At 67.2% G+C, this 13169-nt stretch carries 11 protein-coding genes; 4 read left to right on the plus strand and 7 right to left on the minus strand.

Annotated elements, in window-relative coordinates; translation table 11 throughout:
- Window positions 1-2 precede the first annotated feature (2 nt).
- Window positions 3-2021 carry an ABC transporter ATP-binding protein gene (locus ACYQ6W_RS02045; protein ID WP_459673261.1) on the plus strand — a complete coding sequence of 673 codons (2019 nt, stop codon included), beginning with the start codon at window positions 3-5 and terminating at the stop codon, window positions 2019-2021.
- A 343-nt stretch (window positions 2022-2364) separates the two neighbouring features.
- On the opposite strand, the gene ACYQ6W_RS02050 is transcribed toward ACYQ6W_RS02045, so the two are convergent.
- Window positions 2365-3177, minus strand: coding sequence for a bestrophin-like domain (locus tag ACYQ6W_RS02050; RefSeq protein ID WP_459673262.1), 813 nt, complete (start codon window positions 3175-3177; stop codon window positions 2365-2367).
- 168 nt (window positions 3178-3345) lie between these two features.
- Between ACYQ6W_RS02050 and ACYQ6W_RS02055 the strand changes: the two genes are divergently transcribed.
- Window positions 3346-4044 carry a MarC family protein gene (locus ACYQ6W_RS02055; protein WP_459673263.1) on the plus strand — a complete coding sequence of 233 codons (699 nt, stop codon included), beginning with the start codon at window positions 3346-3348 and terminating at the stop codon, window positions 4042-4044.
- A 10-nt stretch (window positions 4045-4054) separates the two neighbouring features.
- The gene (locus tag ACYQ6W_RS02060; protein ID WP_459673265.1) at window positions 4055-4741 is read left to right on the plus strand and encodes a MarC family protein; all 687 of its coding nucleotides are present in this window, start codon (window positions 4055-4057) and stop codon (window positions 4739-4741) included.
- Here the strand turns inward: ACYQ6W_RS02060 and ACYQ6W_RS02065 are convergent.
- The gene (locus tag ACYQ6W_RS02065) at window positions 4738-6036 is read right to left on the minus strand and encodes an MFS transporter (protein ID WP_459673266.1); all 1299 of its coding nucleotides are present in this window, start codon (window positions 6034-6036) and stop codon (window positions 4738-4740) included. The genes ACYQ6W_RS02060 and ACYQ6W_RS02065 overlap by 4 nt on opposite strands.
- Window positions 6037-6098: 62 nt before the next feature.
- Window positions 6099-7007, minus strand: coding sequence for a DUF72 domain-containing protein (locus ACYQ6W_RS02070; protein WP_459673267.1), 909 nt, complete (start codon window positions 7005-7007; stop codon window positions 6099-6101).
- 89 nt (window positions 7008-7096) lie between these two features.
- On the opposite strand from ACYQ6W_RS02070, the gene ACYQ6W_RS02075 reads away from it, so the two are divergent.
- Window positions 7097-8929 carry a hypothetical protein gene (locus ACYQ6W_RS02075; RefSeq protein WP_459673268.1) on the plus strand — a complete coding sequence of 611 codons (1833 nt, stop codon included), beginning with the start codon at window positions 7097-7099 and terminating at the stop codon, window positions 8927-8929.
- 63 nt (window positions 8930-8992) lie between these two features.
- Here the strand turns inward: ACYQ6W_RS02075 and ACYQ6W_RS02080 are convergent, their stop codons facing one another.
- The 4 genes from ACYQ6W_RS02080 to ACYQ6W_RS02095 are packed head-to-tail and all read right to left on the minus strand — an operon-like array spanning window position 8993 to window position 13043.
- Window positions 8993-9910, minus strand: coding sequence for a flavin reductase (locus tag ACYQ6W_RS02080; RefSeq protein ID WP_459673269.1), 918 nt, complete (start codon window positions 9908-9910; stop codon window positions 8993-8995).
- On the minus strand, window positions 9910-11835 hold the full coding sequence (dxs, locus tag ACYQ6W_RS02085; protein ID WP_459673270.1) for a 1-deoxy-D-xylulose-5-phosphate synthase: 1926 nt from the start codon (window positions 11833-11835) through the stop codon (window positions 9910-9912). Before dxs ends, ACYQ6W_RS02080 begins: the two co-directional genes overlap by 1 nt.
- Window positions 11836-11839: 4 nt before the next feature.
- Complete coding sequence (locus ACYQ6W_RS02090) at window positions 11840-12748, minus strand: polyprenyl synthetase family protein (protein WP_459673272.1); 909 nt, start codon at window positions 12746-12748, stop codon at window positions 11840-11842.
- 25 nt (window positions 12749-12773) lie between these two features.
- Complete coding sequence (locus ACYQ6W_RS02095) at window positions 12774-13043, minus strand: exodeoxyribonuclease VII small subunit (protein WP_459673273.1); 270 nt, start codon at window positions 13041-13043, stop codon at window positions 12774-12776.
- Window positions 13044-13169: the final 126 nt, after the last annotated feature.

The raw sequence follows: 13169 nt of genomic DNA on the forward strand, positions 1-13169 counted from the left end.
CCATGCCCATGCAAGACGGCAGCGAGGCCGCGCTCAGCGTGCAGGACCTCGACATCGCCTATCGCGTGCGCGGGCGCGACCGGCAGGTGATCCGCGGCCTGTCCTTCACCATCGGTCGGGGCGAGACCTTTGGCCTTGTCGGCGAGTCCGGTTGCGGCAAATCGACGGTCGCCCTCGCGGTCGCCCGCTACCTGCCTTCCAACGGCCGCGTGCGCGGCGGCGCCATCGCGATCGGCGGGCAGGATGCGCTCGCCATGCAGGGCGAGGCGCTGCGCCGCTTCCGCGCGCGCAACCTCTCCATGGTCTATCAAGATCCGGGGCGGGCGCTGAACCCGTCCATCCGCATCGGCCAGCAGGTCGCCGAAGTCTTCGAGATTGCCGGCGTGCCGGCGGCCGAGCGGATGGACCGCGCGCGCGCCATCCTGGAGCGCGTACGCATCGTGGATGCCGGGCGGGTGATGACGCGCTATCCGCACCAGCTCTCGGGCGGCATGCTGCAACGGGTCGTCATCGCCATGGCGCTCGCGGTGGACCCGACGCTGCTCATTCTGGACGAGCCCACCACGGCGCTGGACGCGACGGTGGAAGCCGAGGTGCTCGACCTGATCGAGGCGTTGCGTGCGGAGCTCGGCAGTTCCGTTCTCTTCATCGGCCACAACCTCGGCGTCATCCGCCGCATGTGCGCCCGCGTCGGCGTGCTCTATGCCGGCACCCTGGTGGAGGAAGGCCCGACGCGAGAAATCTTCGCCGCCCCCCGCCACCCCTATACAGTCGGCCTGCTGCGCTGCCTGCCGCAGCCGGGCATCTCCAAGCACGCGGCGCGGCTGGACACCATCCCGGGCTTCCTGCCCACTAGTCTTGCCGGAGTGACCGGGTGCGTCTTTGCCCCGCGCTGCGGCTTGGCGCAGGATATCTGCCGGGTGGAGGAACCGCCGCTCATCCCGGTCGCGCCCGGCCGGGTCAGCCGCTGCCATTTTCACGAGCAGGCGCCCGACCTGCCGCGCGCGACGCCGCCTGCCCCCGCCGCGCGCGCACGCAAGATGGCGGCGATGCGTCCCGTCATCCGCGCGGCCGGAATCAGCAAGACCTTCGGTTCCCACATGCCGGTCTACGCGCTGCGAGACGTCTCGATCGAGATCTGGCCGGGCGAGACCCTCGGCCTCGTCGGGGAATCCGGCTCGGGCAAGACGACGCTTGCCAAGCTCATCATGGGCCTGACGCCGCCTGACCCTGGCGGTGTGATCGAGCTTTCGGGCGAAAGCCTCGCGGGGAGCGCGACACGCCGGCAGCCGGCGGAGTTGGAGGCGCTGCAAATCGTCTTTCAGAACCCGGATGCCGCGCTCAACCGCAGCCAGACCATCCGCCGCATCATCAGCCGGCCGATGAAAAAGCTTGGCGGCTATCGGGGGGAAGCCCTCGGCACCCGCCTGCGCACGCTGATCGGGCATATCCGCCTCGCCGAGCGCTACCTGCCCATGCGCCCGCGCCAGCTCTCCGGTGGTCTCAAGCAGCGCGTCGCCATCGCCCGCGCCTTCGCTGGCGACCCGCGCATCGTCGTCTGCGACGAGCCGACCTCGGCGCTCGACGTTTCGGTCCAGGCGGCCATCCTCAACCTGCTGGCGGACCTGCAGGCGGATCAGGGGGTGAGCTACCTCTTCGTCAGCCACGATCTACGGGTGGTGCGCTACATTTCGGACCGGATCGCCGTGCTCTATCTGGGCAGGCTGATGGAGATCGGACCCGCCGAAGAGGTCTTCAGCGGGCCGCACCATCCCTACACCGAGAGCCTGCTTGCCGCCTCCGCCGAGGAGGAGGCTGGCAGCAGCCTGCGCCTGTCGGGCGAAATCCCGAGCGCGATGAAACCGCCGTCGGGCTGCGTCTTCCATACCCGCTGCCCACGCAAAATAGGCGCGATCTGCGAGACGACGGAGCCAGACCTCATCCAGCACCGCGGCGATCACGCCATCCGCTGCCACCTGCCGCGCGAGGAGATGGGGCGGGTAGAGGCCAACAAGACGTAGCTGCGTCCCACTTGGATCCTCCTATCGAATGGCTATCGTGACGTCCTGGACAGGGCTAGGCGGCCATGAGGCTGATTGGGTTGAGCCGAAGATCCTTGTCTCGGCACCCCAACCCATGGATGCCCAGCTCAAGGCCGGGCATGACGACTTTGAACGCGACTCTGCCAAAGCTTGAACCGCTTTGATGTCTGCTGGGTTCCGACGAGATCCCTTCCAACATAGTCATGGCCGGACTTGACCCGGCCATCCACCCGTGGTTGCGCCACGACGAAGAGATGTGCCGCATCTCACCGACAGAGCGCGCATGGCGATATCCTATCGATATCGGTGTTTCGTGACCTGATCACTCCCCGGGCTTCGGATAGTCCATCGTCTGCACCGCCTGGGTCAGCGCCTCGAAGGGCTCGACCGAGACGTGGCTGGTGCCGAGGAAGGGATTGTCGAGCAGGACGATGACCACGAGCACGAGGCCGATCGAGGCGCCGAGCATACCCACCATCACCGCATGCATGCGCAACCGTGGCGCGCCGAAGAGGCAGCTGAAGGCCACCAGCAGCACGGCACCGACGGTGAGGTTCCACCACACGACCGCCGGCAAGCCATCCTCCGCGGCATGGAACCGTCCACGGCGCACGTCGTAAAGCTTCCGCAAGGTCTGCAGCATCGCGCTCTGCGCGTTCACCTGGGACGGGTTGTGCGGCTCGAAGGCAACGAGCTTGAGGTGCACGTCGTCCAGCACGCGCCAGCCATGGAGATGAGACGGCATGGCGGCTTCCATGCGGGGCCATTCCTTCTCCACCACCGTTTCGGTATAGTCGTAGAGATCCTGCCGCAGCTTCTGCGCCAGATCGGGCGGCAGGCTGATCGTGTCACGGTAGAGATCGTCCACCATGTCGGCCTCGGTCTGCACGAGATTGCCGGCGTCCGTGTAGCTCTCCCATACCGCGACCGCGATGAAAGCGAGCAGCACTGCGTAGATCACACCGATGATCGCGAGCACGAAGCCGGCAAGATCATTGTGCGCGCTCCGCAACGGATGCGGAATCACCCGGTGCGCGACGAGCAGACCCGCGATCGAGAGCGCGGCCGAGCCGAGGACCGCAACCAGCACGGCGACCGTGGTGGGCAGAAGGCACAGCCAGTGAACCAAACCCATCAGCACGCGCATTCCTCCAAAAGACTCTGCCGAGACCGTTGCGGCAGGGAACCGTCAAAGCCACCGCCTTGGCAAGATTCGTCGCCCGGCCGCCCTCCGTTACCTTGACCGGCGCCAGGCTCCGGCCCTTGATGCGAAACGAGACCCCACGGACATGTCCACGCGCGCATGACGCTTCCGCCCAACCCCGTCTCCGGCTTCGTTCATACCTTCCTGCTCGCCTTTTCGGCGCTCTTCGCGATCGTCAATCCGATCGTGAATGCCATGATCTTCGCCCAGATCACGGCGGACCGGCCCTTGGCCGAGCGGCGGCGGCTCGCGCTGCATGTCGGCCTCTATTCCTTCCTGCTGCTGCTCTTCGCCCTCTGGGCCGTTTCCTACGTGCTGAATTTCTTCGGCATCTCCCTCGGCGCGCTGAAGGTGGCCGGTGGATTCATCATCGTCTTCGGTGCCTGGCGTTTGTTGCATGCGCCGCAGCAGCGCGAAGCGGAGAAGGAAAGCCAGGCGCGGTCCGACGGCCGCACCGAAACCGCGCCGCGGGTCACGGACATCGCCTTCTTTCCAATGAGCATCCCCTTTTCCGTGGGGCCGGGGGCAATTTCCGTCTGCATCGGGCTCAGCGCCGCGCGGCCGGCGACGGGCGCCCTGCCCTATCTCTTCACCCTCTCGGCCGCGGGCCTGGCCATGGCGCTGACCATCTGGGGCCTGCTACGCTTCGCCGACCGACTGACCACGATCCTCGGCCGCACCGGCGCCCGTGTCATCACCCGGCTCTTCGCGCTGCTGCTGCTCTGCATCGGCGTCCAGATCATGGCGGCCGGCGCGGAGGCTCTGCTGCTGCCGGTCATCCAGGCGGCGCGAGGATGAGGGCGCGGCGATGACATCGGACTTCACGCGCGGCCTGCTGCTCGGCTTTCCCGCCCTCTTTTCGATCATCGACCCGATCGGCAACGTCGTCATCTACAGCCAGATGACGGGCGACCGCACGCCCGCCGAGCGGCGGATGATGGCGAAGCTCCTCGGTCTCTTCTCCCTCGTGCTGCTGCTCGCGGCTCTCTGGGCCGGCACGCCGGTTCTGCACTTCTTCGGCGTGACCCTGCCGGCGCTCAAGGTCGCGGGCGGCAGCGTCGTCGTCGCTACCGGCTGGCGCCTCCTGCTGCAGGAAGCGTCGAGCGAGGCCAACCGCGTGGAAGCCCGGCAGGCCGCCGCCGCCCGTGCCGCCGGCCCGACGCCGGGCCTCGCCGACTTCACCTTCTTCCCGCTCACCATGCCGCTGACGGTCGGCCCCGGCTCGATCTCGGTTTCGATCACCCTCGGCGCCACGCGGCCGACGCCCGGGCTCGATCTCGCCTATATGCTCGGCGTGTCGCTGGCGGCGGCCGCCAACTGCCTGCTGAGCGCGGTGCTGTTTCGCTACTCAGACGTCATCGGCAGGGCGCTCGGCCCCACGGGTTCCCGCGCGATCAAGCGCATCGTCGCCTTGCTTCTGCTCTGCATCGGCGTGCAGATCATGGCGACGGGGCTGCAGCAGATGCTGATCGACTGGCTGGCGACCCTCCGCTAACGCAACGATCCCGCGACTCTCTCGCGTGGCAGAGTGACGGCAGCGGCCAGCGCCAGCACCGCCCAAGCTGTCAGGTAGAGCGCCGGTGCCATGGGATGCCGCGCATGCGGATCGACGAGCGCCGCCGCGATCAAGGGTGAGAGACCGCCGCCGAGGGCCGCTCCCAGATTGTAGCTCACGGCGACGGCGGAGCATCGCGCCGCGCCCCGCATGCTCTCCGCCAGCGCCGCGGGAAGCGGTGCCGCAATCACCATCAGCAGCGCCGCCATGGCGGCCTGACCGGCCATCACCTTCAGCTCGACATGATGACTGGAGAAGAGACGGAACAGCGGCCAAGTGAAGAGCGCGAGGCCGAGAAAGCCCGCCACCATCACCTGGCGCCGGCCGATGCGATCGGAGAGATGGCTAAAGATCGGCATCAGGACCAGGCAGAGGACCAGCGACAGGGTGTTGATGGTGAAGACGGTGGGGCCGGGCAACCCATCCACCTGGCTCGCGAAGGTCACGAAATAGACGAAGAGGATGTAGAAATAGGCGAGCATCGCAGCACTCAGGACGAAGCCGCGCAGCATGCCCCGCCAGTCTGACCGCAGCGCCTCCACCAGCGGAAAGCCGGGTGCCCGCGCCTGCGGTTCTTCCTGGACGAGCGTCCGGCGGCGTAGCCAGAAAGTGAAGCCGCCGAGCACGATGCCGAGCAGGAAGGGCATGCGCCAGCCCCAGGCGGCCACGGCATCCGCGGGCATGAGGCGTGTCACCAGCATGCCCAGACAGGAGCCCAGGAGAATGCCCAAGGTTGCGCCCGCGGCAGCCAGGCTGCTCGTGAGCCCGCGACGGTGCGGCTGGCTCGCTTCCGCCAGATAGGTGATGGAGGCGGAATATTCGCCGCCGACGGAGAGGCCCTGCAGAAGCCGGAGCAGCACCAGCAGCAGCGGCGCGGCGATGCCTGCCGTGGCATAGGTCGGAAGACAGCCGATCAGGAAGGTCGCTGCCGCCATCAGCAGGGAAGAGACGGTCAGGGCGCGCGTGCGGCCCAGCCGATCGGCGATGTGGCCAAAGACGAAGCCGCCGAGCGGCCGCATGAAAAAAGCCGCAGCGAAGACGCCGAAGGCGGACATCAGCGAGACAATATGATTCGTATTCGGAAAGAAGTTTTGGCCGAAAATGGCAGCGAAGAAGCCGTAGGCGCCGAAATCGTACCATTCCAGAACATTGCCGACGGCGCCGGCCAGCAGCGCCGCGCGGGGTTGCGCCACCGCGACCGGAGGTGCCTCAGCCGCCACGCTCCTCAACGCCATCCTCTTGCCCCTTCCGCTGCCCGATCCTGCTAACCGGACAAGGACAGGGAAGGCTAGAGGAATCAAACGGGATTTCCCGCGCCATCCTCCCCGCTCCGCGCCAACTTCAGCCGGTGCATCAAGCTGCGCGCGTCAACCGGCGCGCGAACCTTCATGTCGTTGTCAAAATAGACATAGACGTCGCGCGGGACCTTCGCGCCGGGCGGCCCGACACGTTCCGCATCGCGGGGCTCCCGCCCCTCCGCCCAGGCGCGGATGCGCCTGGCCCAATCATCCAGCGCCTGGTCGTCATAGCCGCTCGCATAGAGGACCTCGGACCCGTGCAGCCGGCAGTACATGAAGTCCGCCGTCGCATCCATCAGCCGCGGCCAACTGACGGTATCGGCGCAGACCATGGCAATGCCGCGCTCGCGCAGCATCGCCACGAAACGCGGGTCGCGGAAACTCTCGTGCCGGATCTCGATCGCATGGCGCAGCGGCCGCCGCACACCCACCTCCAGCACGGGCCGGCCCTTGAGACGCTGATCGTGCCGACGGGCAAGCCGCGCTGCCGCCTCGGTATCCATCGGCAAAAGGTCAAAAAACCGTGAAAAGCGGTCGGGGTCAAAGCGGAAACGTTCGGGCAGTTGCCACAGGATGGGACCGAGCTTGGGACCGAGGGAGAGCAGCCCGCCCGCGAGGAAGTTGGCAAGAGGCACCTCGATATCCGTGAGCCGCCGAATGTGGGTGAGGAAGCGCGGCGCCTTCACTGCGAAGACGAAACTCTCTGGCACGGCTGCAGCCCAGTGCATGAAACTTTCGGGTTTTTGCTGGCTGTAGAAAGTGCCGTTGATCTCGATCGAACCGACCTGCCGCGCAGCGTAGGCAAGCTCGTCCTTCTGCCGCAGACCCTCGGGATAGAAGACCCCGCGCCACGGTGCGTAGGACCAGCCAGAAATGCCGATGCGGATCGTCCCCCTGCTGCGGGCCATCTTCCCTCCCTCGCCGGGGTGTCCCGGCCCTCTTGCGTCGTCCTCCTGGGCAGATGAGAAGGAGCGGGAGTCAGAAGAAGGGGCTTCACGTGAGACTGTCGAAAGTTCAGATCGCCGTGCCCTCCGCCATCGTACTGCTGGCGGCCTTGGCCGGTGGGGCCCAGCTCTGGGGCCAGCACGAGGCCCACGTGCGGATCGATCAGACCCTGGCCTCTCTCCCCCCCGGGACGCAGGGCCATTACGACGACCTGAGCTACAACGTCTTCACCCGGACGCTGCGCCTGAGCGGACTCTCCGTCACCCAGAGCGGCCATCCGTTCCTCTCCATCCATCGCATCGTGCTGCATCACCTCTCCGGCCAAGGCACGGATCAGAACCCGCTGCAGGCGGACTCGGTGCACGTGACCGGTCTGGATGCCTGGCGGCAGGGCCGCCGCGTCTCGGTCGGCTTCGCCGTCGTGACGAAACTCGCGATGCTGGCGCCCGGCCAGCCTGCTCCGCCGACGACGCCGCTCTGGATGCAGATCCCGGGGCAGGCAACCTTGCTGTCGGCAGGCTCGATCGAAGCGCAGGACATTTCGGATGATGCCGGCGACAGCATCGCCGCCATCTCCGCCACGGGCTACGACCAAGGCAAGCTCGCCGCGGCCAGCGGGCGGGACTTCGCCAATCGCGCGGGCGATCGCGTCGCCTCCGTAGCGGTCCAACAGGTCGATCTCGATGGTCTTGACCGGGTCTTCGACACCGGCCGCTACACTGCCGATGCGCCGAGTTGGACCGGGCTGCGGCCCCTGATCGGCCATGCCGAGATCAGCGGCTTCACCAGCAAGAGCAATTCCGGCAACGGCGCGGTGATGCATGCGGCGGTGGACAATTTTGCCGCCCGTCCCTTCGCCCTGTCTCCCACCGGCAAGAATACCCAGACCGACGCCTTCCGCAGGGATGCGGCCCAAGCCGTGTCCCTCGGCTCGGCCTCCATCACCGGCTTCACCTTCTCGGACCCGCGGACCAAGAGCCAAGGTGGCCTCGGACAGTTCTCCGTGACCGGCTACCAAGCGGGCAAGCTCGCCAATGTCACGCTCAGCGACTGGTCGATGACCGATCCCGACATGGCCGAGGTTCACGTCGGAGAGTTCCAGGTCTCGAATTTCGATGCGAGTGGCTTCCTGACCGGCGACACCCCGCTCGACACCGCAGACTGGATCATCGCCGCGCAGAAGGGCGCGGTCACACTTGGCGGCATGAGCGTCACCAAGGTCTCGGTCAAGCTGCCGGACGGGAACACGGTCTCCCTCGGCGCACTGAAGGAGACCATCAGCGCCGGCAACCCGCTCGATGCCAAGATTTCGCTGCAGAGCCTCAGCGTCCCCGCGGCCATCAGTGCCTACTTGCAGGAAGTTCTGGACCCGCTGGGCATCAAGACCCTGGTCCTGAACCTGGAAGAGTCCGGAAGCTTCAACCGGACAACCGGCGATTCGACGCTCGATCACTTCCTGCTCAGGGCGGAGGGGCTCGCCAGCCTCTCGATCACCGGTCAGTTCGGCAGCGTGCCGCTCAGCCTGCCGACCCAGAACGATCCGGCCGCGGTCTTCGCCCTGATCGGCAAGATGACGATCGGCCACGCGGCCATCACCTTCACGAACGACAGCCTCGTGCAGAAAATTCTCGCCATGATGGCGAAGCAGTCCAACCAGAGCCTGGCGGACGTGACCAGCGGCGCTCGCGTCGCCATGTCGTTCTTCGCCTCCGCGGTGGTGCCCGATCAGCCGGATGCCGGCCAAGTGGTCGGTGCGTTCATGGCCGATCCGAAAAGCCTGACGCTCACGGCGACCCCGGACAAGCCGGTGGCCGTCGGCGGCTTGCTCGGCTCCGATCTGAACGCGACCCAGGCCGCGCTCAATCTGAAGCTCTCGGCCAACTGACACGAAAAACCCCGGGGCACTGCCCCGGGGTCGTGTCTTGCCACGCAGAGAGGTGTCGCGACGTCAGTCTTCTTCGGTCGCGGCGATCCGCGCCAGGAGGCGCCGCAGCAGGGCTGCTTCACGCGGGGTGAGGCCACCCGTCGCGGTCTGTTCGATCGCCGCGATCTCCGCGGTGCCTCGGGCCAGGGCCTCGCGTCCGGCTTCGGTGAGCGAGACCTTGCCGTCCTCCGGCGCATCCAGAAGGCCACGCTCGGACAGATCCTCGACGAGGACGACGGTCGAAATCTCCTGGGCCGGGCCCGCCCATTCCTCGAGCTCTTCGAGGCTCAGCGGCAGGTCGACCAGGCTGCGCAGCACCTCGTATTCGGCAAGCGATAGGCCCGCCTCGCCCATCGCGCCCTCCACGCGGCGGAGCAGCGCATCCTCGGCGCGAACCAGAAGCTCCGTCAGCAGCGGCGGCGCCACCTCGCCGTCGCTCGGCGCCGGCGCTTCGTTGCGGATGAACATGCCGTAGCGGCCGCTATGGAAGGCCAGCGGGGCATGGCCATCATGGTCGAAAGCCTCGACCTCGCCGACCAGAATGTAGTGGTCGCCCGCCTCGTGACGGAAGGCGATGCGGCATTGGAAGCGGGCGGCGCAGCCCTCGAGCAAGGGCACGTCGCCGATGCCGCGGGAGACGGAGAGGCCGGCGAACTTGTCCGTGCCGGATTTGGCGAAGCGCCCGGACAGTGCCTCCTGCTCCGCTGACAGAACGTGCACGGCAAAACGCTCGGCCGCCATGAAGGCCGCGAGGCTCGAGGAGGTCTTGCCGATGCTCCACAGGATCATCGGCGGATCAAGCGAGACCGAGTTGAAGCTGTTGGCGGTGACGCCGACGTCAGCCCCCTCGGGTGACAGCGTCGTGATCACCGTCACCCCTGTGGCGAAGGCGCCGAGGGCGTTCCGGAACAGACGGGTCTGGTCGACGACCGGCGCAGACATCAGGCGCGCACCTGCGCGCTCGTCGTCTCCGCGACGCCGAGGGCAGACAGTGCCGTGTCCACGATATCCTTGGCCGTCAGCTTGGCGTCGATAGACTGGCCGGCCGGCGTGTTGTGGTCGATCAGCCGGTCGGGGATCACCATGGGACGCATCTTCACTCCACGATCGAGCAGGCCGGATACCGCCATGTAGTGCAGCACGGCCGAGCCGAAGCCACCAGAGACGTTGTCCTCGATGGTGATGATGACTTCATGATGTTTCGCGAGCTGCTGGATGAGCCCTGTGTCGAGCGGTTTCATGAAGCGCGCATCGGCCACCGTCGTGCTGAGGCCGCGTGCGGCCAGTTCGTCCGCCGCCTTCATCGCCTCATAGAGGCGCGGGCCGAGCGCCAGGATGGCGACCTTGGAGCCTTCCCGCATCACCCGGCCGCGGCCGAGTTCGAGCACCGAGCCGCGCTCCGGCAGATCGAGGCCGAGGCCTTCGCCACGCGGATAGCGGAAGGCGGTGGGGCCGTCATTCCGTGCGGTGGCGGTGGCGACCGCATGCATCAGCTCCAGCTCGTCGGCCGGCGCCATCACCACCATGCCGGGCAGACAGCCCATGAAACACAGGTCGTAAACGCCCGCATGGGTATGGCCATCGGCGCCCACCATGCCGGCGCGATCCATGGCGAACCGCACCGGCAGGTTCTGGATGGCGACGTCGTGCACCACCTGGTCGTAGGCGCGCTGCAGGAAGGTCGAGTAGATGGCGACGAAGGGCTTCATCCCTTCCGTCGCCATGCCGGCCGCGAAGGTCACGGCATGCTGCTCGGCGATGCCGACGTCGAAGGTCCGGTTCGGGAACTTCTTGGCGAAGGCATCGAGCCCGGTGCCGGAGGGCATGGCGGCCGTCACGGTGACGATCGAGGGGTCCTGCTCGGCCTCGGCGATCAGCGCCTTGGCGAAGACCTTGGTGTAGCTCGGAGGCCCGGGCGGCGCCTTGCCCTGCTCGCCCGTCACCACGTTGAAGCGCGTGACGCCGTGATACTTGTCGGGGCTCGCCTCGGCCGGGGCATAGCCCTTGCCCTTCTGCGTCACGACATGCAGCAGCACCGGGCCGCTTTCCTCGGCATCGCGCAGATTGCGCAGCACCGGCAGCAGATGGTCCATGTTGTGGCCGTCGATCGGGCCCACGTAGTAGAAGCCGAGTTCCTCGAAGAGCGTGCCGCCCGTCAGGATGCCGCGGGCATATTCCTCGGCGCGCTTGGCCGTCCGCTCGATCGAGCGCGGGAAGCGCTTGGCCATCTTAGCCGCGAGGTCACGCAGATTCATGAAGGAGCGCGAGGAGATCAGGCGCGACAGATAGGCGCTCATCGCGCCCACGGGCGGCGCGATCGACATGTCGTTGTCGTTGAGGATGACGACGAGCCGGCTCTTCATCGACCCGGCATTGTTCATCGCCTCATAGGCCATGCCGGCGCTCATCGACCCGTCGCCGATGACGCAGATGACCTGCTGGTCGCTGTCCGGGTTCTGGAGGTCCCGCGCCACCGCCATACCGAGCCCTGCGGAGATCGAGGTCGAGGAATGGGCGGCGCCGAAGGGGTCGTATTCGCTCTCGGACCGGCGGGTGAAGCCCGAGAGGCCGCCCGGCTGGCGCAGCGTGCGGATACGGTCACGACGGCCGGTCAAAATCTTGTGAGGATAGGCCTGATGGCCGACATCCCAGATGAGCCGGTCCCGCGGCGTGTCGAAGACGGCATGGATCGCGACCGTCAGTTCGATGACGCCAAGCGCGGAACCGAGATGGCCACCGGTGACGGAAACCGTGTCCACGACCTCGGAGCGCAGTTCCTCCGCCAGTTCGGCGAGCTGTTCGGCCGAGAAATTGCGCAGATCGGCCGGGTAGCGCACGCGGTCGAGAAGAGGGGTGTGCGGGGGCATGGGCTCAGCTCCGTCTCGAGACCACGAACTCGGTGAGGGCGATCAGATTCTGTGCCCGCTCGCCGAAACTCGCGAGGAAATTGGCGGCCTGTTCCGCCAGCATGGCGGCATGGGCGCGGGCCTGTTCCAGACCCATGATGGAGACCATCGTCGCCTTGTTGGCGGCGGCGTCCTTGCCCACCGTCTTGCCAATCTCGGCTTCGGTGCCTTCGGTATCAAGGATGTCGTCGGCAATCTGGAAGGCCGCACCGAGATCCCGGCCGAAGGCCGCGATGAGATGGCGCTGCTGCGGGGCGGCGCGGCCGAGGATGGCGCCGGCCTCCGCACTGTATTGGATCAGCCGGCCGGTCTTGAGCGCCTGCAGGCGCGTCACCTCGGCGCCGCTGAGCTCGCGCCCTTCGGAGACCATGTCGATCATCTGGCCGCCGACCATGCCGCGGGCGCCGGCCGCCATGCCAAGAGCGGCCACGAGCTCGCAGCGGGCTTGGGCATCGGAATGCGTATCCACGTCGGCCAGCACCTCGAAGGCGCGGGTCAGGAGGGCATCGCCGGCGAGGATCGCCGTCGCCTCGTCGAAGGCTTTGTGACAGGAGGGCTGGCCCCGGCGCAGATCGTCGTCGTCCATCGCCGGGAGATCGTCATGCACGAGTGAATAGGCGTGCAGCATCTCGACCGAGGCCGCGACACGCGCGGCGCAGGCGGGTGCCACCGAGAACAGGCTCGCCACTTCCATCACCAGGAAGCCGCGCAACCGCTTGCCGCCGCCGAGCACGGCATAGCGCATGGCCTCGATCAGCCGCTTTTCCTGCCCGTCCGGCAGGGGCAGGAGAACGTCGATCGCATGTTCGACCTCCTGCGCCCGCTTCTTCATGACGTCGGCAAGCTTCGCTGCCTGCTCGCTCACTGCGTTCATCCGAGTCCCACTCTGTTCATAACCGTTAGTCGACCGGCCGGGTCGCGAGCGCGCCATCGGCCCGCTCCACGATCGCCTGGATGCGTGTCTCGGCTTCGGCGAGCTTCGCTTCGCAATGGGCGCGGAGGCGGCTGCCGCGCTCGAAGGCCGCGATCGCCTCTTCGAGCTTCTGCTGGCCGCTTTCGAGGCCGCGGACGATCCGCTCGAGTTCGGCGAGCGCTTCCTCGAAGGACAAATGGGCCACCTCGCCCGCCGTGGCGGACGGCGGCGGGGCCGATGGGGCGGCGGCAGACATCACGCACCCCCCAGGGTCAGGCAGAGCCGGAATTTCAACATGACCATTCTCGTAATCCTTTTGCCGCAGCGCCGCCAACCCCCCGTCTCCGGAATGGCCCCAGGGTCGGAAGCGCCCGTTGCCGGA

This window comes from Acidisoma sp. 7E03, assembly GCF_054665075.1.

Excerpts from the sequence above, each read along its gene's own strand:
- ACYQ6W_RS02090 (WP_459673272.1), bottom strand. The coding sequence starts at position 12,748 with ATGAACGCAGTGAGCGAGCAGGCAGCGAAGCTTGCCGACGTCATGAAG.
- dxs (WP_459673270.1), bottom strand. The coding sequence starts at position 11,835 with ATGCCCCCGCACACCCCTCTTCTCGACCGCGTGCGCTACCCGGCCGAT.
- ACYQ6W_RS02070 (WP_459673267.1), bottom strand. The coding sequence starts at position 7,007 with ATGGCCCGCAGCAGGGGGACGATCCGCATCGGCATTTCTGGCTGGTCC.
- ACYQ6W_RS02055 (WP_459673263.1), top strand. The coding sequence starts at position 3,346 with ATGACGCTTCCGCCCAACCCCGTCTCCGGCTTCGTTCATACCTTCCTG.
- ACYQ6W_RS02095 (WP_459673273.1), bottom strand. The coding sequence starts at position 13,043 with ATGTCTGCCGCCGCCCCATCGGCCCCGCCGCCGTCCGCCACGGCGGGC.
- ACYQ6W_RS02080 (WP_459673269.1), bottom strand. The coding sequence starts at position 9,910 with ATGTCTGCGCCGGTCGTCGACCAGACCCGTCTGTTCCGGAACGCCCTC.
- ACYQ6W_RS02045 (WP_459673261.1), top strand. The coding sequence starts at position 3 with ATGCCCATGCAAGACGGCAGCGAGGCCGCGCTCAGCGTGCAGGACCTC.
- ACYQ6W_RS02065 (WP_459673266.1), bottom strand. The coding sequence starts at position 6,036 with ATGGCGTTGAGGAGCGTGGCGGCTGAGGCACCTCCGGTCGCGGTGGCG.
- ACYQ6W_RS02050 (WP_459673262.1), bottom strand. The coding sequence starts at position 3,177 with ATGGGTTTGGTTCACTGGCTGTGCCTTCTGCCCACCACGGTCGCCGTG.
- ACYQ6W_RS02060 (WP_459673265.1), top strand. The coding sequence starts at position 4,055 with ATGACATCGGACTTCACGCGCGGCCTGCTGCTCGGCTTTCCCGCCCTC.